26 protein-coding genes are annotated in these 23239 nt (G+C 35.9%); 16 read left to right on the forward strand and 10 right to left on the reverse strand.

The window, feature by feature from the left end; all coding sequences use genetic code 11:
* Positions 1 to 54: 54 nt before the first annotated feature.
* From ACFVR1_RS12610 to ACFVR1_RS12620, 3 genes are all read left to right on the forward strand, one after another.
* A complete protein-coding gene (locus tag ACFVR1_RS12610) occupies positions 55 to 870 on the forward strand; it encodes a serine hydrolase (RefSeq protein ID WP_387584462.1) in 816 nt (271 codons plus the stop codon).
* A complete protein-coding gene (locus ACFVR1_RS12615; protein WP_387584464.1) occupies positions 864 to 1481 on the forward strand; it encodes a histidine phosphatase family protein in 618 nt (205 codons plus the stop codon). The genes ACFVR1_RS12610 and ACFVR1_RS12615 overlap by 7 nt, the downstream gene beginning before the upstream one ends.
* 303 nt (positions 1482 to 1784) lie before the next feature.
* On the forward strand, positions 1785 to 2213 hold the full coding sequence (locus ACFVR1_RS12620; RefSeq protein ID WP_387584465.1) for a hypothetical protein: 429 nt from the start codon (positions 1785 to 1787) through the stop codon (positions 2211 to 2213).
* A 139-nt stretch (positions 2214 to 2352) separates the two neighbouring features.
* On the opposite strand, the gene ACFVR1_RS12625 is transcribed toward ACFVR1_RS12620, so the two are convergent.
* The gene (locus ACFVR1_RS12625; RefSeq protein ID WP_387584467.1) at positions 2353 to 3105 is read right to left on the reverse strand and encodes an SDR family NAD(P)-dependent oxidoreductase; all 753 of its coding nucleotides are present in this window, start codon (positions 3103 to 3105) and stop codon (positions 2353 to 2355) included.
* Positions 3106 to 3299: 194 nt separating this feature from the next.
* Between ACFVR1_RS12625 and ACFVR1_RS12630 the strand changes: the two genes are divergently transcribed.
* From ACFVR1_RS12630 to scpC, 3 genes are all read left to right on the forward strand, one after another.
* Positions 3300 to 4253 carry a TRM11 family SAM-dependent methyltransferase gene (locus ACFVR1_RS12630; protein ID WP_387584468.1) on the forward strand — a complete coding sequence of 318 codons (954 nt, stop codon included), beginning with the start codon at positions 3300 to 3302 and terminating at the stop codon, positions 4251 to 4253.
* 14 nt (positions 4254 to 4267) lie between these two features.
* Positions 4268 to 4912, forward strand: coding sequence for a LytTR family DNA-binding domain-containing protein (locus ACFVR1_RS12635; protein WP_387584469.1), 645 nt, complete (start codon positions 4268 to 4270; stop codon positions 4910 to 4912).
* A gap of 225 nt (positions 4913 to 5137) precedes the next feature.
* Positions 5138 to 6652, forward strand: coding sequence for a succinyl-CoA:acetate CoA-transferase ScpC (gene scpC, locus ACFVR1_RS12640; protein ID WP_387584650.1), 1515 nt, complete (start codon positions 5138 to 5140; stop codon positions 6650 to 6652).
* Positions 6653 to 6867: 215 nt separating this feature from the next.
* Here scpC and ACFVR1_RS12645 read toward each other — a convergent pair whose 3' ends face one another.
* Together ACFVR1_RS12645 and ACFVR1_RS12650 are read right to left on the reverse strand one after the other, a co-directional pair.
* A complete protein-coding gene (locus tag ACFVR1_RS12645; RefSeq protein ID WP_387584470.1) occupies positions 6868 to 7461 on the reverse strand; it encodes a YdeI/OmpD-associated family protein in 594 nt (197 codons plus the stop codon).
* Between the two features lie 373 nt (positions 7462 to 7834).
* Complete coding sequence (locus tag ACFVR1_RS12650) at positions 7835 to 8647, reverse strand: YitT family protein (RefSeq protein ID WP_483880169.1); 813 nt, start codon at positions 8645 to 8647, stop codon at positions 7835 to 7837.
* A 253-nt stretch (positions 8648 to 8900) separates the two neighbouring features.
* On the opposite strand from ACFVR1_RS12650, the gene ACFVR1_RS12655 reads away from it, so the two are divergent.
* The 8 genes from ACFVR1_RS12655 to ACFVR1_RS12690 all read left to right on the forward strand — a co-directional run bounded on the left by ACFVR1_RS12655 (position 8901) and on the right by ACFVR1_RS12690 (position 15819).
* Entirely contained in the window at positions 8901 to 9542 is a 642-nt protein-coding gene (locus tag ACFVR1_RS12655; protein ID WP_387584472.1) for a VTT domain-containing protein, read from the forward strand.
* An 88-nt stretch (positions 9543 to 9630) separates the two neighbouring features.
* A complete protein-coding gene (locus ACFVR1_RS12660; protein ID WP_387584474.1) occupies positions 9631 to 10059 on the forward strand; it encodes an Rrf2 family transcriptional regulator in 429 nt (142 codons plus the stop codon).
* A 74-nt stretch (positions 10060 to 10133) separates the two neighbouring features.
* A complete protein-coding gene (locus tag ACFVR1_RS12665; protein ID WP_387584476.1) occupies positions 10134 to 10775 on the forward strand; it encodes an NAD(P)-dependent oxidoreductase in 642 nt (213 codons plus the stop codon).
* A 3-nt stretch (positions 10776 to 10778) separates the two neighbouring features.
* Positions 10779 to 11816 (forward strand): LLM class flavin-dependent oxidoreductase, encoded by a 1038-nt coding sequence (locus tag ACFVR1_RS12670; protein WP_387584477.1) that lies wholly within the window; start codon positions 10779 to 10781, stop codon positions 11814 to 11816.
* Positions 11817 to 12361: 545 nt separating this feature from the next.
* A complete protein-coding gene (gene adh / locus ACFVR1_RS12675) occupies positions 12362 to 13882 on the forward strand; it encodes an aldehyde dehydrogenase (protein WP_387584479.1) in 1521 nt (506 codons plus the stop codon).
* Between the two features lie 49 nt (positions 13883 to 13931).
* On the forward strand, positions 13932 to 14288 hold the full coding sequence (locus ACFVR1_RS12680; RefSeq protein WP_387584480.1) for a DUF779 domain-containing protein: 357 nt from the start codon (positions 13932 to 13934) through the stop codon (positions 14286 to 14288).
* A gap of 115 nt (positions 14289 to 14403) precedes the next feature.
* The gene (nfsA, locus tag ACFVR1_RS12685) at positions 14404 to 15135 is read left to right on the forward strand and encodes an oxygen-insensitive NADPH nitroreductase (RefSeq protein ID WP_387584482.1); all 732 of its coding nucleotides are present in this window, start codon (positions 14404 to 14406) and stop codon (positions 15133 to 15135) included.
* Positions 15136 to 15144: 9 nt separating this feature from the next.
* Complete coding sequence (locus ACFVR1_RS12690; protein ID WP_387584484.1) at positions 15145 to 15819, forward strand: DNA alkylation repair protein; 675 nt, start codon at positions 15145 to 15147, stop codon at positions 15817 to 15819.
* A 320-nt stretch (positions 15820 to 16139) separates the two neighbouring features.
* Here the strand turns inward: ACFVR1_RS12690 and ACFVR1_RS12695 are convergent, their stop codons facing one another.
* The 4 genes from ACFVR1_RS12695 to ACFVR1_RS12710 all read right to left on the reverse strand — a co-directional run bounded on the left by ACFVR1_RS12695 (position 16140) and on the right by ACFVR1_RS12710 (position 19461).
* Positions 16140 to 17222, reverse strand: coding sequence for a CAP domain-containing protein (locus ACFVR1_RS12695; RefSeq protein ID WP_387584486.1), 1083 nt, complete (start codon positions 17220 to 17222; stop codon positions 16140 to 16142).
* Positions 17223 to 17239: 17 nt separating this feature from the next.
* The gene (locus ACFVR1_RS12700) at positions 17240 to 17776 is read right to left on the reverse strand and encodes a superoxide dismutase family protein (protein ID WP_387584487.1); all 537 of its coding nucleotides are present in this window, start codon (positions 17774 to 17776) and stop codon (positions 17240 to 17242) included.
* 101 nt (positions 17777 to 17877) lie between these two features.
* Positions 17878 to 19047 carry an MFS transporter gene (locus ACFVR1_RS12705; RefSeq protein WP_387584489.1) on the reverse strand — a complete coding sequence of 390 codons (1170 nt, stop codon included), beginning with the start codon at positions 19045 to 19047 and terminating at the stop codon, positions 17878 to 17880.
* An 18-nt stretch (positions 19048 to 19065) separates the two neighbouring features.
* Positions 19066 to 19461, reverse strand: coding sequence for a MarR family winged helix-turn-helix transcriptional regulator (locus ACFVR1_RS12710; protein ID WP_387584490.1), 396 nt, complete (start codon positions 19459 to 19461; stop codon positions 19066 to 19068).
* Between the two features lie 167 nt (positions 19462 to 19628).
* Here ACFVR1_RS12710 and ACFVR1_RS12715 point away from each other — a divergent pair, with 167 nt between their 5' ends.
* A complete protein-coding gene (locus ACFVR1_RS12715) occupies positions 19629 to 19907 on the forward strand; it encodes a hypothetical protein (protein ID WP_387584491.1) in 279 nt (92 codons plus the stop codon).
* A gap of 43 nt (positions 19908 to 19950) precedes the next feature.
* On the opposite strand, the gene ACFVR1_RS12720 is transcribed toward ACFVR1_RS12715, so the two are convergent.
* The 3 genes from ACFVR1_RS12720 to ACFVR1_RS12730 form a co-directional block, all read right to left on the reverse strand.
* Positions 19951 to 20496 carry a transporter gene (locus ACFVR1_RS12720; RefSeq protein WP_387584492.1) on the reverse strand — a complete coding sequence of 182 codons (546 nt, stop codon included), beginning with the start codon at positions 20494 to 20496 and terminating at the stop codon, positions 19951 to 19953.
* Between the two features lie 186 nt (positions 20497 to 20682).
* Positions 20683 to 21402: a polyadenylate binding domain-containing protein gene (locus tag ACFVR1_RS12725; RefSeq protein ID WP_387584493.1), complete on the reverse strand. Its 720-nt coding sequence runs from the start codon at positions 21400 to 21402 to the stop codon at positions 20683 to 20685.
* 68 nt (positions 21403 to 21470) lie between these two features.
* A complete protein-coding gene (locus ACFVR1_RS12730) occupies positions 21471 to 22646 on the reverse strand; it encodes an alanyl-tRNA editing protein (protein WP_387584494.1) in 1176 nt (391 codons plus the stop codon).
* Between the two features lie 144 nt (positions 22647 to 22790).
* Between ACFVR1_RS12730 and ACFVR1_RS12735 the strand changes: the two genes are divergently transcribed.
* Entirely contained in the window at positions 22791 to 23234 is a 444-nt protein-coding gene (locus ACFVR1_RS12735) for an ASCH domain-containing protein (protein WP_387584495.1), read from the forward strand.
* The last annotated feature ends 5 nt before the right edge of the window (positions 23235 to 23239 follow it).

Genomic DNA, 23239 nt, shown 5'->3' on the forward strand with positions numbered 1-23239 from the left:
TTATAATAGATTATAATCAATGAAAATTAAAAAATAGTAAAAAGGGGATAAAATGTGAAAACACTTGTAAATCGTATTCTAGAGTTGATAGGACAGTCAGAGGGAACATGGGGGATTGTTTTGGAGGATTTGGATCTTGGCGAAAGATGGGAGCTGAATGGGGAAGACCTTTTTTACGCAGCAAGTGTCATTAAGGTACCTATTATGGCCACAATTTTCAACACTTCTGAACATGGAGAAACAGCTTTAACTGATTTAATTGTTCTAAAGCAAGATGATTTAGTAGGTGGTTCTGGTGTTCTTCAACATCTGACGCCCGGAACGGCGCTTTCCATTAAAGACATAATTATGCTGATGATTATTCAAAGTGATAATACAGCAACGAATATCCTTATTGATCTTGTTGGAGTGGACAACATTGTTCACACGATGAAAGAGATAGGAATGGAGAAGAGCACTTTTTATAATAAATTAATGATGAATAACCCTAATCCAAAAGGTTTTAATCAAATTACACCAAATGATATTTCAAAGTTACTCAAACAGATGACAACAGGAGAGTTAGTAAGTGCAGAGGCTAGTGACCAAATGATAGGTATCATGAAAAAGCAACAAATAAAAGATTGCTTACCAGAAAAGTTGCCATCCCCATATTCCAATTTTAATAATGGTATGACAGCTTGGGAGCTGGCTCATAAAACGGGATGGATTCCTGGAACGCGTCATGATGTTGGCATTTTTTACGTTGGACAACGGAAGTTAATTGCGACTGTTCTATCGAAGGACGTAGATGACTTATTATCGAAGCGAATTCTAACGGAGATAGGGGAAGAGATATACAACTACTTACAAGAGGGTGCGATATGTTAACTCTATATATAACAAGACATGGTGAAACAGAGTGGAATATACAGAAGAAGATGCAAGGATGGCAAGATTCAGAGTTGACGGATAGTGGAATTAAAAATGCTATTTACTTAGGAAATAGTCTTAAAAAAACTTCAATTGATGCTGTTTATTCAAGCCCTAGTATTAGAACACAAAAGACGGCGGAACTAATTATTGGTGATAGAAATATTCCTATTATAAACGACGCAAATTTAAGAGAAATAAATATGGGAGTGTGGGAAGGAGAAACGCAATCTTATATACAAGAAAATTATCCGGAAGAATTCAATTCTTTCTGGAATGCCCCACAGAATTATAATCCAGTAGGGGGTGAAACATTCTTCGATACACTCGAAAGGGTTAGAGAGGTCTTGAACCGTATTAATAGTGAGCATGATTCGGGGAATGTTTTAATTGTTACTCACTCTGTTGTTATTAAATGCTTAATATCCATTTTTAAAAATTCTCCTATTGAGAAACTGTGGGATCCTCCTTATATTCATGATACGAGTCTTACTGTAGTAGAAGTACACGAAAACGAATATAAAGTTATTTTAGAAGGAGATATTTCTCATAAAGAAGTTGTTTCATAAGTTTTAACATGTTAATAGAAAAAATAAAAACCGATCCTCTTTTCGGATAACCTATTCAGTTGATTGGTACAAAGTATTAAATATCACAATATTTTAGTACGAACCAGCACTGTTTATTTATATCGCGAAATATTCTAATCCTAAAAGGGAGTTAATTAATAATGTAGTAAGATTAATTATAGATGTATTATTAATATTTGGAAAAGTGTTAGGTTTTTGTAATTCAATTAATCTGCAATTGGTTGAATAAGAGGTATTTTTGTATTGTATAAATAAGTAAAAAAGTTTGGAGGAGGAGTCAGAATGAAAAGATTTTTATTTATTTTCTTTTCCACAGTAGTTATTGGAATTATTTTTTATCTAGGAATGAATTATCAAGTGAGATTAAGGGAAAAATCGGCAATAACATTTAATTTAATGCCTTTTTTAATATTTGCAAGTATTTTTCCTATTTTTATTGGGTTGTTGTTACGACTTCCTAAATTGATTATAGAAATTAAAGATAAAAAGCAATGGTCATTTGATTGGATTAAGGCCATCACAGTTGGAATCCCATCTCTATTTATCGCGATGATACCACTTCTTGCTTTTTACGGAACAAATTTGTTATTCCATAAAGCGTATTTGCTGTTAGGGAATACAACATTCACATCAATAGCTGGAGTTGTATTTGGTTATGTTTTGTTAGACAGCCTGAAAAATAACAATTCCTCAACAAACAAAGTGAGTTAATTAAAGAAGATATGGGAAAATATATATTTTCTAAGTGATTAAAACTTCTAAGATTTATTATAGAATTTTAAATAACATAATGAAAAAACGCTGAATGATAAACATCAGCGTTTTTTGAGGAATCGGTTTCTTAATATAATTATTTCGCTGTTACTCCACCATCAACTGGAAGCTCTACTCCGGTAATATAAGAAGAAGCATCAGATGCTAAGAATAATACTGCTTCTGCAACTTCAACAGCTTCTCCAACACGAGGAAGGGCAGTTTGAGATAAGAACCATTTACTCATTTTCTCGTCTTCCATATAAGCTTTACTCATAGGAGTTGTAATAAATCCTGGGTGAACTGAGTTTACACGGATATTATCTTTTCCATAGTCAACTGCTGATGCTTTCGTTAACATGCGAACAGCTCCTTTAGAAGAAGTGTAAGCACCAGCTCCTGAGCTACCTTTTAAACCAGCGATAGAAGAAATATTCACGATAGAACCTCCACCGTTAGCACGGAAGTGAGGTAATGATAATTTAGTTCCTAGGAACACACTTTTAACGTTTATATTCATTATAGTATCCCATTGCTCGATTGTTAGATCTTCCATGGAACCACGTTGACTAATACCCGCATTGTTTACAAGCACATCTAATTTTCCGAAAGTGTTAATTGTGTGCTCATAAACTTTCTTCCAATCTTCTTCAGAAGTCACATTATGAGAAACTGAAATAGCTTCTCCGCCAGCTGCTTTAATTTCTTCCGCTACTACTTGAACAGCTGCTTCATTAATGTCTGTTGCAACAACCTTTGCACCCTCTTTTGCGAATAAAATTGCTTCTTCGCGTCCCATACCCGAACCTGCACCTGTTATAATTGCTACTTTACCTTCTAATCTAGTCATGTATACTTCCTCCTAAAAACTATTTTAACGATAAAATACTTGAATGCAGGACAATTATAACTCTTGGATATAGTGTTTTCAAATTTAAAGCCTTTCTGATAAGAATTCTTAGGATACTCCATATTACAGTTCTGTATGTATCTCGCTTGAAGCAAATCGCGTGTTATAATAGAAGTACTATTGGAGGGAATATATTGACGAACATTAGCCGACAACCGGCATTCATTTATACATATGCATACAATGATGCAGAACGTTCTTTATGTCATTTAGAGATGCGCTCTTTTTTTGGGAAAGACACAGAGTTAAAAATAATAAAAAGCCATGTGGAAATAGATCCTAGTAGAAGTCCATTCTTGAAAGGTCGATTAGAAGTTTTAATAGATGGTGATACAGTGGAAGAAATCATTGCAAAGGCTGCAGCTTTTGGTTCGGAAGAAGAGACGAATAAAGTGATATTCCTAAAAATTAATGATCGCCAAGGCGAAGATAAAATCGAAAATAGCGAACGTCTTCAAATAGAACGAGCAATCGGTAGTGAAATGCAAGGAGACTTTGATTTACACAATCCAGACCAGCTATACGCAGTAGTTCCATACGGTGGTCGCTGGTATTTCGGTATGTATACAAAGAGTAAACCAATATGGTTTCATCATGTGAAAAAACCAAGAGAGTATTCTACAGCTTTAAGCACGCGTGTTGCTCGGGCAGTAGCAAATATCGCTGTTCCACATCCCAAGGGAGTCAGAGCAATAGATCCTTGTTGTGGAATAGGAACGGTACTAGTAGAAGCGCTATCGATGGGAATACATATCGTTGGTCGAGACATTAATCCACTAGTTTGCGAAGGATCAAGAGAAAACATTGCTTATTTTGGTTTAAATGGTGATGTAAAAAAGAGTGCAATAGAGGACATCATGGAAACATATGATGTAGCTATTATTGATTTACCGTACAATTTATATACCAGTGCATCTTGGGAAGAACAATTTTCCATTCTAAAGCATGCTAGAAGAATTGCTAAAAAGGTAGTCATTGTAACAATTGAATCGATGGATGAGCGTTTAGAGAAGGTAGGTTTACAAATAACAGATCGGTGTATAACAACAAAGCAGCAGTTTTCTCGTGAAATAGTCATTTGCGAATAAAGGGAGGTAGAGGGATGAAGGATCTATCCATTGTTGCACTCTTAGATGTTATTGGTGAATTATTTTCAGAAGAAATTTCTATTGCAGTTTCTAATATGGAGGAATATATATATTATCGCCCAAGTAAGAGAATTGATTTGAAGATTACCCCAGGAGATTCTGTAAAAGAAGGAACAATAGCATATAAAGCTTTGCACAGTAAACAAAAGGTTTCCGAATTTATAGATAGGGAAGTTTTTGGGGTACCTTATCACGGCATGGCAGTACCATTTCAGTTTAAAGAAAAATTGGAAGGCTGTGTTTTAGCTATATATCCCACTTTCACGGAAGGTAAATCAGTTGTTACAATTAAGACGCAGGACGGTTGGAAACCTATCCCTTTTTCGGATGTTTTATATATTGAAGCTAGAGATCGTAAAACGTATATCGTTACTAAAACATTCTCTGGTACACATACTAGTTCTTTGCAAGACTTTGAATACAGGCTTCCAAGAGAAATGTTCATTCGATGCCATAGATCCTTTATTGTTAATGTACATCGTATTAAAGAAATTTTTCCAGATACGCATTCTACATTCGTACTAGCGATGGATAATGAAGAAAAAATATCTGTAAGCCAATCGTATTCTAGTTATTTTCGAAAATTATTAGGATTTTAAATATAAACGCTTGAATAAGGGGTAAACTCCTTGTAATTCAAGCGTTTTTTTCATCTGTTTTTTCAAAGGAAATAAAGAATATTATTAAATTGAAAAAGAATGCTGTTTTAGTAATTAGTTTTTCTGCTTCAAGCACATAAAACCTATATTAATCGATTTTTATCTAAATTGTGACAAAACACGATAAAATTATTTAAATGCTATATTCAAGGGGGATCTCAAGTGATGGAAAAAAATCTTGAGCGTATTAAGGATAATAGTTTACATAGTCTAGTTGTTGGTGCGGATGAAGCAGCATCATTGATTCAAGATGGAATGACATTGGGGTTAAGTGGTTTTACACGTGCAGGTGATGCGAAAGCGGTTCCATTTGCTTTAGTAGAAAGAGCGAAAAAAGACGATTTTAAAGTGAATATTTTTACAGGAGCATCTTTAGGCTCCGATATAGATAAATTACTATCAGAAGCAGGTATCATAAATAAGCGTTTGCCATTCCAAGCAGATGCTACAATGAGAAATAATATTAATGCCGGTAAACACTTATTTGTAGATCAGCATTTATCACACACATCAGAAATGATTCGAGCGGGTGCATTACCTGCAATTGACTTCGCAATAGTGGAAGCGGTTTCAATTACGGCGGATGGAATGATTATTCCAACTACATCTGTTGGTAACTCTCTAACATTTGTATCACAAGCAAAAAATATTATAGTAGAAATAAACATGGGGCACTCTGAATTATTAGAAGGATTGCATGATTTATATGAACCAGCAGAACAAGGGAAAAGAGAGCCTATTCCTTTAAAGAAAGTAGATGATCGAATAGGGACAATCGGTATTCCTTTCGATTCAACAAAAATAAAAGGGATTGTGTTTACAGAACATATCGATTCCCCTTCCACAATTGTTCCTCCAGATTTTGAAACGGAAGAAATTGCGAAGCATTTAATTGCATTTTTACGTGAAGAAGTGAAGGCAGGTAGATTTACAAATAAACTTGCGCCTATACAATCTGGTATAGGTTCCGTTGCTAATGCTGTATTACATGGAATGATCGATTCTGAGTTTGAAAATTTACAAGTATATTCAGAAGTACTGCAAGACTCTGTGTTTGATTTAATAGATGCTGGAAAAGTAAACTTTGCATCTGCATGCTCCATTACGCTTTCAAGTGATAAAATGAAGCAAGTATATGGAAACTTTGAAAAATATCGTGATCAGCTTGTATTAAGACCACAGGAAATTACAAATCACCCGGAGATTATACGTCGTCTCGGATTAATCGCTATTAATACTGCTTTAGAATTCGATATTTATGGAAACGTTAACTCTACACATGTCTCTGGAACAAAAATGATGAATGGTATTGGTGGTTCCGGTGACTTTGCCCGTAATTCTCGAGTAGCGATTTTCGTTACAAAATCAATTGCAAAGGGCGGTAACATCTCTAGTATCGTTCCGTTCGTAGCACATGTGGATCATACGGAGCATGACGTTGACGTAGTTGTAACGGAGCAAGGTTATGCAGATTTACGTGGACTAGCACCTAGGGAACGAGCAAAACTAATAATTGAAAACTGTGCACACCCTAAGTATAAAGAACAATTAAACCGTTACTATGAGGAAGCATTAACAAGAGGTGGACAAACTCCTCATGTATTGGAGAAGGCATTTTCATTCCATACGAATTTAGCAGAACACGGGACGATGCTAGTAAAAGTAGAAACATCGGTGTAAAGCTAAGAAAGTATTTAATTTGGTATACTCTGATAATAAAGTTGATATAAAAATAAAAAAGACCATCACAATTTGATGGTCTCAGACTGTAGACAAACTCGAAAAAAACGAGTTGTCTATAGTCTTTTTTCTATTAATATTCAATAAGGAATAATTATTTTTTTAGCATAATAGCATTAGTTTTATTCTTCTATCATCAGGTATATAAGTGCTCTCTAATCATTTAATCCTTTTCCATCAAGAATTTGCTGGATATATTTTTCAACCCTTGACTGTCGAGTTTTGGATTGTTTGGGCTGAGAAAAATGAAGAATGTATGCTCTTTGTCTTCCAGGCGTCAATGCTTCAAAAGCAGTTTTCAAGGAAGGGTTTTCATCAAATTTATTTTGAAGTTCTTCTGGAATTATGAATTCAGTATTCTTTTTAAAGTTGACTTCCAAACCGGCTTTTTCAACTTCAATAGCTTCATAAATATATGCTTTTAAGATGGATTCCATTTCAACTATTTCTTGAACATTGGTGAACCGAATCTGGCGCGCCGCCTGTACATTCTCCGTTTGTTGGATTAGAATCCCGTGGGTATCCCGTAACAAGGCACCTTTGTTAAACAAAAGCGCACAATATTCTTTAAATCCATGTATTAAAACTATGTTTTTTTTCTCAAACGTGTAACAAGGATGCATCCACTTAAACTCTTCGATCAACTCGCAGTCAAGAACGATATTTCTTAACTTCTCATATTCTTCCTTCCACTTTTTGGATTTAGCTAAAAATTCATCAACTTTAGGATTCATACTACTATTTGTCATTAAGGAACACCCCTCTCCAATTTTTCGATCAGCTGACAGTTAAGAATATTTATTCTCAAGATTGCTTGAATCGGTAATGCTGAAAAATGCTTTGCGTACGAAATTGAATCTTCGTCTGCTTTTAAATGAGTAGAACAGGATCGTATCTCTCATTATCCAAACATGTGTATGCAAATTTCAAGATAACAACGGACAAACATCCAGAATAAGATTACCGAATACAGTAGCATGAAGTGACGCAGTCCGTTCATGCTACTTATGACATTCCACGGTAATAGTGTAGCCAATATTATTTGCAACGAGTAACCGCAGGAGCAAATGTTTAATCTATAGGTAAAGGCAAGATGCACTTAATGAGCGTCTTGGACTTTTCTTAATGAATATCTTTTTTCTTAAATCTTCCACCACGAACCTCAGCTATGTTTCCAACAGCTAGAAAGGCATGATCATCAATCTCTTCTACGATCGATTTGAGCTTAGCTTCTTCCAATCGCGTTATGACGGTGAAAATCACTTTTTTATTGTCTCCAGTAAATGCACCTTCACCATGCAAATACGTAACACCACGTCCTAGACGATCCATAATTGTGTCTCCAATATCTTCTATATAATCACTTATTATATAAACAGATTTGGATTCATCAAGGCCCTGAATAACAATATCAATTGTTTTGAATGCAATGAAGTACGCTAAAAATGAATACATCGCTTGTTCCCATGTAAAGACAAATCCAGCGACAGAGAAAATAACTAAGTTTATAATCATAATGATTTCTCCAACAGAGAACGGGAGAGCTTTATTGAATAAGATTGCTAGAATCTCGGATCCATCGAGTGAACCCCCATTTCGTATTACAAGACCAACCCCTATTCCTAATACAATACCTCCAAAAACAGTGGAAAGTAATAAATCTGTAGTTACTGGTTCGACTTTATGTAATAACGACGTGAAAATGGATAATACAGTAATACCAAATAGTGTAGATAATGCGAAGGTTTTTCCTATTTGCTTATAACCGAGGAAAAAGAAAGGGATGTTCAAGATAAATATGAAAACTCCTAAACGAAAGCCTGTAAGATGAGAAAGTATGATGGATACACCCACGACTCCGCCGTCTAATATTCGATTAGGAACTAAAAATAGCTCTAATCCAACTGCCATCAATATTGCACCAACGGCAATCATAATAGTTCTAGCTAACAAGACTTTTTTGGGAGCACTCTTATGTGGGACTTTAACTGTTTTAACTTCCGAGCATATACCATTTGTTATGTCACCCAATGTTATCAACCTCTTTCTAAAAAATTACTTATATTCTATATTTTAAAGAACATTTCAATATAATTAAAGGATAAAGCCTCCGTTAAGTAAAATAATATTGAAATAAATATATTATGGTATAATGAGTAAGAATTATATTGCGAAAGAGAGAATCCAAATGGAAATTATTCAAGGGTTAATTAGTTTTATTTTGCATATAGACAAGCATTTAGTAGATATTATCCAAAATTTCGGTGGATGGTCCTATGCAATTTTATTTTTGATTGTATTTATTGAGACAGGTGTTGTCGTTTTTCCTTTTTTACCGGGAGATTCTCTATTATTTGCAAGTGGAGCATTTGCAGCAGTTGGATCGTTTCACATTGCATTGTTGTGGATTGTCTTTTTTGTAGCAGCAGTACTTGGCGATACGATGAACTATCAAATCGGGAAAAAAGTCGGGACCTCTATTCCACCTAAAAGTTTTCTTGGAAAGTGGATTAATCAAGAGAAGATGTTTAAGGCCCAACAGTTTTTCGATAAACATGGCGGAAAAACGATTGTCATAGCTCGATTTATGCCGTTTATTCGCACCTTTGCCCCGTTTATTGCAGGAGCAAGTCAGATGCATTACCGTTATTTTATAATTTATAATGTGGTTGGAGCAGCATTATGGGTAACTTTAGGTACAGTACTTGGTTATTTCTTTGGAGGTATCCCTATAATTAAAGATAACTTCTCAACAGTTTTATTACTAATTATCTTTATTTCTATTTTACCTGGAGTAATAGGATTTTTGCGAAGCCGTTTTAAAAAATAAGATGGAAAGTGTTGCATTATATGCAGCGCTTTTTTATTGACAAAAATTATTGATGTAATTATGATGGTTACATCGGAAGGTGGAAGACATGAAAATCAGTAGTAGATTTACAGTGGCGGTTCATATACTATCTCTTATTACTTTAGATCGAAGTGTCGTTTGTACATCCGAGTGGATTGCAGAAAGTGTGAATACAAATCCTGTAGTAATTCGAAGGGTTATGGGTAAACTAAAAAAAGCGGGGATTATAGATATTCGTCGTGGACTTGGTGGTGCGACCCTACAAAAGCCGTTACAAGAACTAACTTTATTAGATGTGTACCAAGCTGTGGAGGTAGTGGAGACTGGCGAGCTTTTTCAAATGCATGAAAATCCAAATCCAGATTGTCCTGTTGGTGCCAATATTCAAGGTGTGTTGGAATTAATTTTGTTCCGTGCTCAAGAAGCTATGGAGGCAGTATTAAAAGAAATTACGATGGAAGAACTAGTTCAAGTTTTAAATCAAAAAATTGGATAAGTATATTCAATTTTTTTGATATAGTTGTAACTGTATTGGTTACGACTAATATTAATTTATCGGAGGGAAAATACATGAAAATAGGTGTAATTGGAGCAACTGGAAAAGCAGGAAGTTTAATTTATAAAGAGGCAACTGATAGAGGACATGAAGTAACTGCAATCGTAAGAAATGCTACAAGAGTAGAAGATGAGAATGCATCTGTAGTAGAAAAAGACGTCTTTAATATAAAAGGGGAAGATTTAAACCAATTTGATGTAGTAGTTAATGCGATTAGTGCCCCTCCCGGGCAAGAACATTTACATGTGGAAGCTGGAAGATCATTAATCAATGCTATAAAGAATGCACCTAATACAAAACTAGTTGTAGTTGGCGGAGCAGGAAGCTTATTTGTAGATGAAGCAAAAACAATTAAAGTAATGGATACACCTGATTTCCCAAAAGAATATCTAGCTACAGCAACTAATCAAGGTAAAAACTTAGAAGATTTACAACAAAGCGAAGGAATCAAATGGACATTTGTAAGTCCAGCAGCATTCTTTAACCCAGAAGGTAAAAGAACTGGTTCTTATAAAAGAGGAAAAGATAATCTTATTGTAAATGCAAAAGGGAATAGCTATGTGAGCTATGCTGATTACGCAATTGCAGTAGTGGATGAAATTGAAAATCCTCAGCATGAAAACGAGCGATTTACAGTCGTATCAGAAGAGGTTTAAATGATGGAAATCGGTATTTATACTTTTGGAGATATTGGGCCAAATCCGCTAACTGGAGAAACAATAAGTTCTTCCCAGCGTTTAAGAGAGGTAATAGAACTAGGGAAGCTGGCGGATGAGGCGGGATTTGATATTTTCGGTGTTGGGGAACATCATCGTTTAGATTACAGTATATCTTCCCCGGCGGTTGTGCTCTCTGCAATTGCGCAAGTAACAAAGCGTATTAAATTAACAAGTGCAACATCCGTAATAAGTACGTTGGATCCGGTTCGCTTATTTGAAGATTTCGCTACACTAGATCAAATATCGAATGGTAGAGCTGAAATTATAGCAGGACGTGGCGCATTTGTGGAGTCTTTTCCGCTTTTTGGATATGACTTGCAAGACTACGATGCTTTATTTGAAGAAAATATTAAATTGCTCCAACAATTAAATAGAGAAGAGATAGTAACATGGCAAGGTAATTTTCGTTCTAATCTTACAAATGCTATGATTTCTCCTAGACCAGTTCAAGAAAAGCTTCCCATTTGGGTTGGTGTAGGCGGAACTCCAGAAAGTGCAGTTAGAGCAGGTAGACTTGGAACAGGATTGGCACTTGCTATACTTGGGGGAGATCCGATGCATTTTAAACCTCTTGTAGACTTGTATCTACAAGCTGGAGCAGATGCTGGTCACTCTCGAGCTAGTTTACAAGTTGGCGTAACTGGACACACATATATTGCGAAAGAAACACAGCAAGCAAAAGATGAGTTTTATCCATACTATTCCAATTATTGGTCTTATGTAAATAAACAAAGAGGAATGGCAACAAGAATTACTCGGCAAGATTTTGAGCATATGGCAAGCCTAGAAACAGCGCTATTTGTTGGTAGTCCACAACAAATCATTGAAAAGATTCTTTATCAATATGAATTATTTGGACATCAACGATTTATCGCACAAATAGATATTGGCGGTCAATCATTTACGGAGGTTGCAAAAGGAATTGAACTACTTGCAACGGAAGTAGCTCCTATAGTAAGGAGAGAGACAAGTAAATAAGTTTTTTAAAAATGGCTCGAGTGTATAATATATACGCTTGAGTTTTTTTGAAGCATAAGAAAGTATATAAATTTAGAGAAAAATAGGTAGTATCGATTAATAAAGTAGCGAAGTAGCGAACGAAATTGTATCTTTGTCCGCTTTTAAAAGAATAGGAAAGCATTTTATCTCTCATTATCCAAACCATAAGCACCTTGACTTCAAATAATTCAAGAGGGCAACGGACAAACATTCGCCACAAGATTACCGAAAAAATGGATCGTGAAGTGACGCAGTCAGTTCACGATCCATTACTCTAACGGTAGTAGTGTAGCCAATGTTTAGTCCAAAGCATTCTGGAAATAATGTAGACAAGATGCACCTAAAGTGCGCTTACGATTTCCTAGTTAAAAGAATAATTAAAATAATTGAAATATTATATCTAATCTGTCAAAATGTATATTAGACTATTTTTATTTAAGTAGTTTTGAAAGCGCATACATAATTATGTGTTTGCATAATATGTGAAATGCGCGAAAAAAGATATTAAGGGGAGGAATTACAGAATGGTTTATGCGTTTCCGAATACAGAAGGCTCGAAGGTTTCATTTAAGGACAAGTATGAAAACTACATTAATGGCGAGTGGACACCCCCGGTAAAAGGACAATACTTTGAAAACGTAACACCAATAACAGGCAAAGTATTTACAGAAGTTGCACGTTCAACTGCAGAAGATATTGAACTTGCTATAGATGCAGCACATGCAGCTAAAGATGGATGGGGCAAAACCTCCGTGGCGGAACGCTCAAATATATTAAATAAAATTGCAAATCGTATAGAAGAAAATCTAGAAATGCTTGCAGTAGCAGAAACATGGGATAATGGAAAAGCAGTTCGTGAAACATTAAACGCTGATTTACCGTTAGCAATTGATCATTTTCGCTATTTCGCAGGAGCTATTCGTGCACAAGAAGGCGGATTAAGTCAAATTGATAATGATACAGTTGCATATCACTTTCATGAGCCGCTTGGCGTAGTTGGACAAATTATTCCATGGAACTTCCCAATATTAATGGCAGTATGGAAACTAGCTCCAGCTCTTGCGGCAGGGAATTGTGTTGTATTAAAACCTGCAGAACAAACTCCTGCATCTATTTTAGTACTTATTGAACTTATAGGGGATTTATTACCTCCTGGTGTTGTGAACATTGTAAATGGTTTTGGCTTAGAAGCAGGAAAACCACTCGCTTCGAGTTCACGGATTAGTAAAATAGCATTTACGGGTGAAACAACAACTGGCCGCTTAATCATGCAATATGCTTCTCAAAACTTAATTCCAGTAACATTAGAGCTTGGAGGAAAATCACCAAATATTTTCTTCGAAGATATAATGGACGAAGATGATGCATTTTTAGATAAGGCAGTAGAAGGATTCGTTCTGTTTGCTTTAAACCAAGGAGAAGTATGTACGTGTCCATCTCGCGTGCTTATTCAAGAATCAATTTATGATAGATTCATCGAACGAGTATTAGCGCGTGTGGAATCGATTAAAACTGGAAACCCGTTAGACCCAAATACGATGATGGGTGCACAGGCATCAACTGAACAAATGGAAAAAATCATGTCTTACTTAGATATTGGAAAGCAAGAAGGTGCGGAGTGCTTAATAGGTGGAGAACGTAATATGCTTGATGGAGAATTTGCTGAAGGATATTACATTAAACCAACTGTATTTAAAGGTACTAACAATATGAGAATTTTCCAAGAGGAAATCTTCGGACCGGTAGTGTCAGTGACGACTTTTAAAACAAAAGAAGAAGCACTGGAAATTGCAAATGATACATTATACGGATTAGGGTCTGGTATATGGACACGTAATATGAACACAGCGTACCGTTTTGGACGTGGAATTCAAGCGGGACGTGTTTGGACAAACTGCTACCATCAATACCCAGCTCATGCTGCATTCGGTGGTTATAAAATGTCTGGTATCGGTCGTGAAAATCATTTAATGATGTTAAGCCATTACCAACAAACTAAAAATCTTCTTGTTAGCTATAACGAAAACAAACTTGGGTTCTTTTGATAAGGAATATACAAGGTCTTCTAATATTTAGATGAAAGGGTGAGTGTAGGTGGTTGAACGAGTAGTCGCTACAGACGCTGCACTGGAACTCATTGAATTATTGAAAAATAAGCATGGTCGGCTAATGTTTCATCAATCGGGAGGCTGTTGTGATGGCTCTTCCCCCATGTGTTATCCGGATGGTGATTTGATTTTAGGAGATCAAGATGTATTGTTAGGAAGTATTGGAGATACACAGTTTTATATGCATAAAAATCAGTACGATTATTGGAAGCATACACAACTAATAATCGATGTAGTGGATGGTAGAGGGGGAATGTTCTCTCTTGAAGGAGTCGAAGGAAAACGCTTTTTAACACGATCCCGAGCTTTCACTGCAGAAGAAAATAAGCAGATACAAAATTAAATAAAAGCGAATTAGAGAGTCGTTAGTGGCAATCTAATTCGCTTTTAGTTTTTCTCCTTTCGCAAGATTCAGCTATACTATACATAAGAAAAATGAAGAAAAGAGGTTAGACCATATGGTAGAAAAATTATTACGCAATCATGCTTCCGTTCGAAAATATAAAGATTATACATTGTCTAGAGAGGAAGTTTCAGAGCTAATAGAAACCGCTCAACATGCCGCAAGCTCTCATTTTGTTCAAGCATATAGCGTTATCTGGGTAACAGATGATAAGAAAAAAGAAGAGTTAGGTAGATTATCTAGCAACCCAAAGCAATTTGAAACTGCGGGAGCGGCGTTTTTATTATGTGCAGATTTTCATCGTCTTCAAGCAGCAGGTAAATTGCATGATACGGATATTATTATTGATACGACTGAAAATGTTTTAGTAGGTACAGTGGATGTCGCTTTATTTGCACAAAATTTAGTAATCGCTGCAGAATCTAAAGGGTATGGAATTTGCTATATAGGTGGGGTACGAAATAAACCTGCTGAAATCAGTCATTTATTTGATTTGCCAGAAGGGGTTTTCCCATTATTTGCGGTCACATTAGGAATACCTGACCAACAAAATGAAGTGAAACCTCGGCTTCCTGTTACAGCAATACTTCATGAAAATACATATGGTAGCTCGAAATACGAAGTACTCTTAAAGGAATACGATCAAACAATGGAAGATTATTATCTTAGCAGAGGATCTAACCAAAAAGTTGCAAATTGGACTAAGTCAATGGCTGATTTTCTTGAGAAGCCAAGACGTCCACATATAGCAGAATTCTTATCTAGTAAAGGATTTCATTTGAAATGAGGATTTATTATGAAGCATAAGTGGTCAACGAAACTGGTTAAAAGCTATATGGAGCCGCATAAAAATGAAGAAAATGCAATACCAATGGCAAAATACATGAAAAACAATTTCCCTTTTTTAGGGATCAAAACCCCGGAACGAAGAATGATTTTTAGTGCACTTATTAAAGAAAATGAGGTTCCTTCATTGGATTTATTACATGATGAAGTATGGGCACTTTTTCAATTAGAAGAGCGAGAATATCATTATGTAGCAATCGAATTATTAAGTAAGTACAAAAAGAAGTTAACTGTAAAAGATCTATCTTTTTGCCAAAGGCTAATTGAAAGTAAGTCATGGTGGGATAGTGTAGATTCGATTGCTCCTAAAACAGTTGGAGATATTGTGAAAGCTAATAGAGTAGAAGGGGAAGCTATTATGGTGGAATGGGCAAAGTCTTCGAATATGTGGACAAACCGTGCTTCTATTTTGCATCAATTAAAATATAAAACTGCTACGAATGAAGAGTTATTATTTGCAACGATTGAACGTCACAGGTCCTCTAAAGAATTTTTCATTCAAAAAGCAATAGGCTGGGTACTAAGAGAATATGCAAAAACAAATCCAGAAATCGTTCGCGAATTTGTAGAAAATACTCAACTTGCGGCTTTAAGTAAACGCGAAGCATTAAAACACTTTAAATAAAGGGACTGTGGAACTATAAAAGATAGTCAGTGTCCATATTTAAAAAAGTACAGAGCATCCGAAATTGAATCTTCGGATGCTTTTAAATGTATAGGACAGGTTTATATCTCTAATTATTAAAACCTTAAGCATTATGTCTTTACAGATTTCAAGAGGGCGACGAACAAACACCCGCCATAAGATTACCTAAAAATGGATCGTGAAGTGACGCAGTCACTTCACGATCCACAAAAATTCCAATAATAGTGTATTTAATGTATTTTCCAAAGCACTCAGGAAATAGTGAAGATAAGATGCACAAAAGGCCGCTTGGGCTTTTCTTATTTCGAGTAAAAATTCTCTGTATAATATGGAGTAGATTCTACATTAAAAGCAGTGCCTACTCCTAAATTATGAAAATCAGCACTTAAAATATTTTTACGATGACCAATTGAATTCATTAAACCTTCATGAGCAAAGATACTACTTGCTTGTCCATAAGCTAAGTTTTCACCAGCATAGGTAAATAGTAAACCATCCTCTTCCATCCTATCAAATGGAGATTTACCTTCTAGATTTTCGTGACTAAAATAATTGTGAATCGCCATATCTTCACTATGTTTTCTAGCTGTATTACTCACGCTTTGATCATAGGAAAGAATAGATAGACCACGGATTGCGCGTGCAGCATTTGTTAAATCGAAAAGCTGAAATTCAAATCCTTTTTTCAATTCTTCAGTTGGTTTCCCGAATGTAGAGGGCTGATTGTTCTCCACCGATTTTGCGATTATTTGTATAGCTGTAATCGTATTATTTTCATGTAAATCATAAAAAAAAGTTACATAACTCTGATCGATTAGATATAAATCATATTCCCCTGAATCTGGTAGAATATAGACGATATTACCTTTCCTCAGTTTAGTGAGAGGATCACCAAGTACCGAGTGTACTTCATCTCTAGTACTATTCATAGGCATCCCTAGAAAAGACGATTGAGATGGTTGATTGGTAAACATCCCATTTACCTTATTGTTTATATCATAAGATACCATCATGAAGTTTTGATAATTTTCATGATACGTATGCCATACTAGATTATATTCATTTAAGCTAACTCTTTTTGCATTACCGTGTATTTTCTCAATCTCGCTTTTTTTCATACCAAGCGTTACTTGTTCTAGTTCTATTCCGCTACCTGTAGGAAGTTCTTGATCAGAAGAAATTGTAGTTGCTGGTTCACTTTTTATTTCCATCAAATATGTTTTTGCTTCATTCAAATATTGACCGACCCCTAAAGAATCAATCCACTCATCCACGGGTGTTAAAAAGGAAAGATCTACATAGTCCTCGGCATACTCTTCCCAATATGGTCTAGAGAAGAAAATGGCTAAAACAAAAAGTAAAAACCAACCTACTTTTCTCATCACACTCACCGTCCAGCTTACTTTTTAATTTCCCCACAAACAATTCGTTTTCCTGAATTGCCAGAGGGATCTGTTTTATAATCATCTGCATTTTCATGGATAATAATAGCACTACCATCTGCGTCTAAAAGTGAATTACTTTTCCCTGCAGCTAAAACCACTGCTGGTGAAACTGTCTCTAATTCTACTTTACCATCTTCACCAATCTCTATGTTAGGCAAATCCCCTAAGTGATAGCCTTTCGGATTTTCAAAACCGTGCTCTTTATGAGTTGGGTTAAAATGTGCTCCTGCAGTAGTGAATTCTGGTTTTTCACATATAGCTGTTTCATGGAAGTGTATAGCTTTTACTCCTGGTTCTAATCCTTCTGCTTTTAAAAGGATATGTACCCCTTTAGGGTGTTCAGTAAGCGTTGCATGTCCGACTTCTTTTCCTTCAGTGTTTATTAATGCAACTTCCACTTTTTCATTTAAGTCGGCATCTGCGGATGAGAAATTACATCCTCCGAGTACGACCATTGTAGCAAGTAAAATAAACATGTATTGCTTTTTCATTTAATTCCCTCCCAAAATTTATGTCCATTCAAGTCTTTCCAAATACAGGAGTAATATACATACATGGACAATTAAATTGGAAAAGATAAACCGTTCAACAATTAAGTTAAACGGCCCATTTTCTTCTCTCTTGCTATAAATATTGCAACAGCAATGACGAGGAATATAGTGGAAAATAAATATAAATTTTGATATCCGAGCTTACTAGCTATTAATCCAAGTACATAAGATCCTATTGCTAGCCCTGTATCGAACAATGTGAAGAAGGTAGCCGTAGCATAGCCACTTCTCTCATTCTTTGTCGATTGGATTGCAAGTGTTTGAAAGCTGGGTACAACAGCACCGTATCCAAGACCGATAAATGCACCAGCTAGTAAGAATAGGAATGGTGAGTTCATAAATGCAAGTAATACAAGTCCTAATATAAATGAAAACAGTCCTGGAATTATAATGTATTTAGGACCCTTTTCATCAAAAATACGACCTGTAAATGGTCTGGTTAAAAGCATAACAGCGGCGAATACAGCAAAGAAACTACTTGTTAAGTGCAGTACTCCTCTTTCTTGCGAATATATAGACAAATAAGATAGGACACTAGCATACGCAAAAGCAACCAAGCTAGCGTTTAGCGCTACTGGTAGAGCTTTCTTTTCAAAAAGATCATTCCAAGTTAATTTTGTTTTTGGAAGCTGTTTAGCTTGTCCTTTATCTGCAGGGATCATTAAAGCGGAGCTCGCACCGAGGATTAGTAAAGCAGTTAATGATAGAAATAAAACGTCATAAGAGAAAACCTGTATTAAAGTTAACGCAATAAATGGACCTATAACAACCGCTAAATTTGTGGACATAGTAAAATATCCTAGTCCAGCACCACGACGTGATATTGGAATATTATCTGCTGCCAATGATCCGCTTGCGGTCGTTGCAATGCTAAAGAAAATACCTTGTACAAATCGTAATACTAATAACGCATTAAAAGGTTCAATAAAATAATAAAGCCCTGTACATATTAAATACAGGAAAAGTGTAGTCCAAAGCATTTTGCGTTTTCCTACAAGATCTAGAAGTTTTCCGGAGAAAGGTCGAACAATAATAGCGGATATTAAAAAGATTGTCATTAATAAACCTGCATCTTCATCCGAACGTGATAAGGCATCCTTAGCGTATAGGGGAAGTGCAGATACTAAACCGTAAAAAATAATAAAAATAGAAAAGTTGGTTGCAAATAAACTAATAAATGCTTTAGTCCATATTGGATCTTTTTTCTTCAAAACGTTAAGCCACCTTGTTTATTTAATTTTTTGTAATAAATCGATCAAAAGAGTCTCCTCTTCACTTGTCAGATTAGATGCGATTCTATCTTCAAATTCAAGAATAGAAGCCTTAATTTTAGGGAAGTCTTGTAAAGCTTTTTCTGATAACTGTACGATTTTCTCTCGACGATCTTTACCAGGATGAATATCTATCCATCCAAGCTCTACTAGGCGATAAACTGTACGAGTAATCGTGGGAGCTTCAACATTTAAGTATTTCCAAATCTGTGTTAAAGACATTTGTTTATGTTTTTGAATACAGTACAATACTGTCCATTGTGAAGCGTATAAATCATGTTTTTTTAAATATTGATTTATTTCATTTGTTAAAAATCGTGTCTTTTGAAAAAGTTCATGAAAAAGTGGATTCATAGTATGAGTGACTCCCTATCGGATTAATTTTGAATTTATTTACCTAGCTAAATTATTTTACTCCTATTCATGATATTTGTAAAGACTATCTAATTCTTCTGTATGAGTCACAGATTCTTACACAAACTAACTAACAACAGATAAAATTTTTTAAAGGAGTAGAAGTAATGACAGAGTTTCCTATTATCCATACGAATGTATGGGACTCGCTATGGGCTGTGCCAGTTGTTATCATAATCACAGAAATTATGAAGATATTATTACCCATACGACCACAATATGTACCCACAATTGCTACAATAATTGGTCTACTTATTTCTATATTTATAAGCCATCCCAATAACTTACTGGCAGGTATATTTATGGGTTTTTTTTATAGCGGTGCAGCTATTGGTTCATATTCTTCGTTAAAGACATCTCTACGTGCTTATAGAAATCGTCCATAAAAAATGCGTACTAATTAAACAAGTACGCAGTCCGAAGTTATTATTAGTAGCATTGAAAAGAAGAAATTCTATTTAAATCTGTTCCATAATATGTCCACGTATGGCCATTCCATCTGAATCCAGAAATTGAGTTTCTACCAACAAAAGTTGGGTAAAGCCAAAAAGCACTGCCATTTGTCAGCCATACATAAGTATTGTGGTGTAAACAGCCACGGATAGAACCTGAATCTACTGCATAAGCTCCAACATTTTGTTTTTGTGGGACAAAAGAAGGTGGGGGACTAGTAGGTGCTTCTCTTTGTGATTCAGGCGAATCAATCGGTGGGAAACTAGGCAGAGATGGGTGCTCTGATTCCTGTGGCAGCTGTTGTTGGCCAGGGATTTGTCCGGGATATTGGCTTGGATACTGTCCAGGGATTTGCCCAGGATATTGGCTTGGATACTGCCCAGGTAATTGCCCAGGATTTTGACTTGGATACTGCGCTGGGAATTGTCCTGGATACTGCCCCGGATATTGACCGTATGTTGGCATCATACTTCCAGATGGATATCCTTGTTGACCTTGAAAATACGGGAATTGGTCGTTCATAAAACTATCCTCCTTTCACTATATATTCAACCTAGTATATGTGAGGAGGATTAATATGGAACGGTTGTTATAAGGTAAGATACTATAGTGCACTTTCTGGTTCATACTCTTCATTAAAAACATCATTTCGAGCTTACCCAAAACGTTCATAAAAAAAGCGTACTAAAATAATAGTACGCGGTAGTTTTAGAAACATTGAAAAGATGAAATCCTATTTAAATCTGTACCGTAAAATGTCCACATACGTCCAGTCCATCTAAATCCAGCTACAGACCGTCTACCAACAAATGTTGGGAAAAACCAAAAAGCACTTCCATTTCTAAGCCAGATGTAAGTATTATGGAATAAGCAGCCCCTTATTGAACCGGGATCAACAGCGAAAGTCCCTACTGATTGTTGCTGAGGAACAAAGGTTGGTGGTGGACTAGTTGGTGCATTCCCTTCAGGATTTTGCAGACTTGATGAGGGGAAACTAGGGCGAGTCGATGGTACTGGCTGTTGACCTGGTAATCTAGTCGGAAGTTGCTCAACTGGAGGCATCGTCTGACTAGGAGGCATCATCTGCCCAGGAGGCATCGTCTGACTAGGAGGCATCATCTGACTAGGAGGCATCATCTGACTAGGAGGCATCATCTGACTAGGAGGCATCATCTGCCCAGGAGGCATCATCTGCCCAGGAGGCATCATCTGCCCAGGAGGCATCATCTGCCCAGGGGACATCATCTGCCCAGGGGACATCATCTGCCCAGGGGACATCATCTGCCCAGGGGACATCATCTGCCCAGGGGACATCATCTGATCAGGAGACATCATCTGATCAGGAGACATCATTTGACCAGAGGGAAATTGGTTTCCAAATGGTTGACCTTGACCTTGCGGATTTTGAAAAAATGGGTATTGATTCATTGTAATAAATCCTCCTTTCACAGCATAGTCAACATATTATATGTGAAAGGGATTAAAATGGAACGGTTTTAAAGAGAGAGAGATGCTAGTGTTTCCTTTAATAATTGCTCACTAGAAATAATATTTTCTCCACCGCCTTGAGCAATTGTATCGTTTCCACCGCCTTTTCCATTGATAAGAGGAAGTACATTTCCGAGCAGTTCTTTCATGTTTTGCTCCACCGCACTTCCTTTAGCTGCGACTATTTGTATGCGATTATCATTTTCTGATACTAAAATACAAACTGTCTCTATTGATTCTGCAGAAATTAGCTTTGCAAGTTTTTGGAGTTCTTGGATGGTACGATTTTCAAAAGTAGACGCGATGATTGTTCCTTCTGTATTTCTAATAAGTTCTTTTGATTCATATTGTAAAAGCAGCCCATTTAAGCTTGTTATTTGTTTTTCTTGCATTTTATCATTAAGCAATAAAGCACGTACAGCATCCTCCAGTTTTTCTTCAGGTGAACTTAAGCTGCTTATTAAATTTGTAAGAATACTATGTTTACGTTGTAAGTGCTTAAGGACTCTTTCTCCACAAACGAATTCCACTCGAATATTTCGTTTTTGTTTCTCAAACTGCAAGATTTTGATAAGTCCAACTTGGCCCGTATCTATTGGATGTGTTCCGCCGCATGCATTGTAATCAAAGTCAGGTATAATGACAAGTCGAATATCTTCCTTCACTTTAGTAGGCTTGCGAAGCTCGTATTGAGTAAGCTCTTCTTCTGAGACCCACTTGGTTACAATAGGACGATGTTCTAAAATTATTTCATTTGCAAGTGCTTCCACCTCAGATAACTGTTGTTCGGAAATTTCACTTAGATCTAAATCAATCGTGGAGCTTTCTTTTCCTAAATGAAAGCTAACTGTTTTATAGCCAAATAAGTTATCAAAAGCAGCTGACAAAATATGTTGACCTGCATGTTGTTGCATATGATCAAACCGTCTTTTCCAATCAATTACACCATCTACATACTTAGTATTTGGAAGTAGACTTGTCGCTAAGTAATGTCTAATCTCCCCGTCTATTATTTCTACATTCGTGACTTCAATGCCATTTAATATTCCGCTATCATGCGGTTGCCCTCCACCAATTGGATAAAACGCAGTTTCGGAAAGCACTACATAATCCTGCTCTTGTCTAGTAATACTTGCGGAGAATGTTTTAATGTATGGATCTTTATAATAAAGTTTGGTTGTCATGTGAAATCACTCCTTTAATAAAATATATCACCATAAAAAGAAGACCGCATTTATTTTTAAGTGTTTCTCTTTTTGTTATTAGTAATTCATGCGATTCTTTTCTATACTGTTATTAAACATTACTCAAGAATTGAGGTGTCAGAAATGAATACCCAGGCACAGAATTATTGGGATGCATTCTGGAACAGTAAAGAAAAACCGACGTCTGTTAGTGCATGGCAATTTGGAGGAAACGCAGATGAATTGGCTAAATTAGTTATGGACGGAGTGAAAACTGCGACATGTTCTGGTCATATCTTTTATGAAATAGAGAGAGAACCCCTTCCAAAAGTAGATGACTATAGTATTGTGTTAAATAGCAGCGACGAACCTCTATGTATTATAAGAACTACAGAAGTAACGATTTGTCCTTTAAACAAAGTATCAGAAGCATTCGCATATGATGAAGGAGAAGGAGATCGTTCGTACAATTACTGGAAAAGTGTGCATGTACAATTTTTTACGAAGGCATTAATAGAAATAGATTTAGAGTTTTCAGAGGATATGCTGCTTGTTTGCGAACGATTTGAATTAATTAATGTCAAATAAAGGGG

Source organism: Psychrobacillus sp. NPDC058041 (assembly GCF_042885655.1).
Lineage (GTDB): Bacteria > Bacillota > Bacilli > Bacillales_A > Planococcaceae > Psychrobacillus.

What these genes read in the sequence shown, in the direction of transcription:
- ACFVR1_RS12690 (WP_387584484.1), top strand. Translation starts at nt 15,145, where the DNA reads ATGAAGCATAAGTGGTCAACGAAACTGGTTAAAAGCTATATGGAGCCG.
- ACFVR1_RS12635 (WP_387584469.1), top strand. Translation starts at nt 4,268, where the DNA reads ATGAAGGATCTATCCATTGTTGCACTCTTAGATGTTATTGGTGAATTA.
- ACFVR1_RS12625 (WP_387584467.1), bottom strand. Translation starts at nt 3,105, where the DNA reads ATGACTAGATTAGAAGGTAAAGTAGCAATTATAACAGGTGCAGGTTCG.
- ACFVR1_RS12710 (WP_387584490.1), bottom strand. Translation starts at nt 19,461, where the DNA reads ATGAATCCACTTTTTCATGAACTTTTTCAAAAGACACGATTTTTAACA.
- ACFVR1_RS12735 (WP_387584495.1), top strand. Translation starts at nt 22,791, where the DNA reads ATGAATACCCAGGCACAGAATTATTGGGATGCATTCTGGAACAGTAAA.
- ACFVR1_RS12670 (WP_387584477.1), top strand. Translation starts at nt 10,779, where the DNA reads ATGGAAATCGGTATTTATACTTTTGGAGATATTGGGCCAAATCCGCTA.
- ACFVR1_RS12715 (WP_387584491.1), top strand. Translation starts at nt 19,629, where the DNA reads ATGACAGAGTTTCCTATTATCCATACGAATGTATGGGACTCGCTATGG.
- ACFVR1_RS12655 (WP_387584472.1), top strand. Translation starts at nt 8,901, where the DNA reads ATGGAAATTATTCAAGGGTTAATTAGTTTTATTTTGCATATAGACAAG.
- ACFVR1_RS12700 (WP_387584487.1), bottom strand. Translation starts at nt 17,776, where the DNA reads ATGAAAAAGCAATACATGTTTATTTTACTTGCTACAATGGTCGTACTC.
- adh (WP_387584479.1), top strand. Translation starts at nt 12,362, where the DNA reads ATGGTTTATGCGTTTCCGAATACAGAAGGCTCGAAGGTTTCATTTAAG.
- ACFVR1_RS12615 (WP_387584464.1), top strand. Translation starts at nt 864, where the DNA reads ATGTTAACTCTATATATAACAAGACATGGTGAAACAGAGTGGAATATA.
- nfsA (WP_387584482.1), top strand. Translation starts at nt 14,404, where the DNA reads ATGGTAGAAAAATTATTACGCAATCATGCTTCCGTTCGAAAATATAAA.
- ACFVR1_RS12650 (WP_483880169.1), bottom strand. Translation starts at nt 8,647, where the DNA reads ATGATTGCCGTTGGTGCAATATTGATGGCAGTTGGATTAGAGCTATTT.
- ACFVR1_RS12695 (WP_387584486.1), bottom strand. Translation starts at nt 17,222, where the DNA reads ATGAGAAAAGTAGGTTGGTTTTTACTTTTTGTTTTAGCCATTTTCTTC.
- ACFVR1_RS12730 (WP_387584494.1), bottom strand. Translation starts at nt 22,646, where the DNA reads ATGACAACCAAACTTTATTATAAAGATCCATACATTAAAACATTCTCC.
- ACFVR1_RS12725 (WP_387584493.1), bottom strand. Translation starts at nt 21,402, where the DNA reads ATGAATCAATACCCATTTTTTCAAAATCCGCAAGGTCAAGGTCAACCA.
- ACFVR1_RS12645 (WP_387584470.1), bottom strand. Translation starts at nt 7,461, where the DNA reads ATGACAAATAGTAGTATGAATCCTAAAGTTGATGAATTTTTAGCTAAA.
- ACFVR1_RS12665 (WP_387584476.1), top strand. Translation starts at nt 10,134, where the DNA reads ATGAAAATAGGTGTAATTGGAGCAACTGGAAAAGCAGGAAGTTTAATT.
- ACFVR1_RS12660 (WP_387584474.1), top strand. Translation starts at nt 9,631, where the DNA reads ATGAAAATCAGTAGTAGATTTACAGTGGCGGTTCATATACTATCTCTT.
- ACFVR1_RS12720 (WP_387584492.1), bottom strand. Translation starts at nt 20,496, where the DNA reads ATGAACGACCAATTCCCGTATTTTCAAGGTCAACAAGGATATCCATCT.
- scpC (WP_387584650.1), top strand. Translation starts at nt 5,138, where the DNA reads ATGGAAAAAAATCTTGAGCGTATTAAGGATAATAGTTTACATAGTCTA.
- ACFVR1_RS12620 (WP_387584465.1), top strand. Translation starts at nt 1,785, where the DNA reads ATGAAAAGATTTTTATTTATTTTCTTTTCCACAGTAGTTATTGGAATT.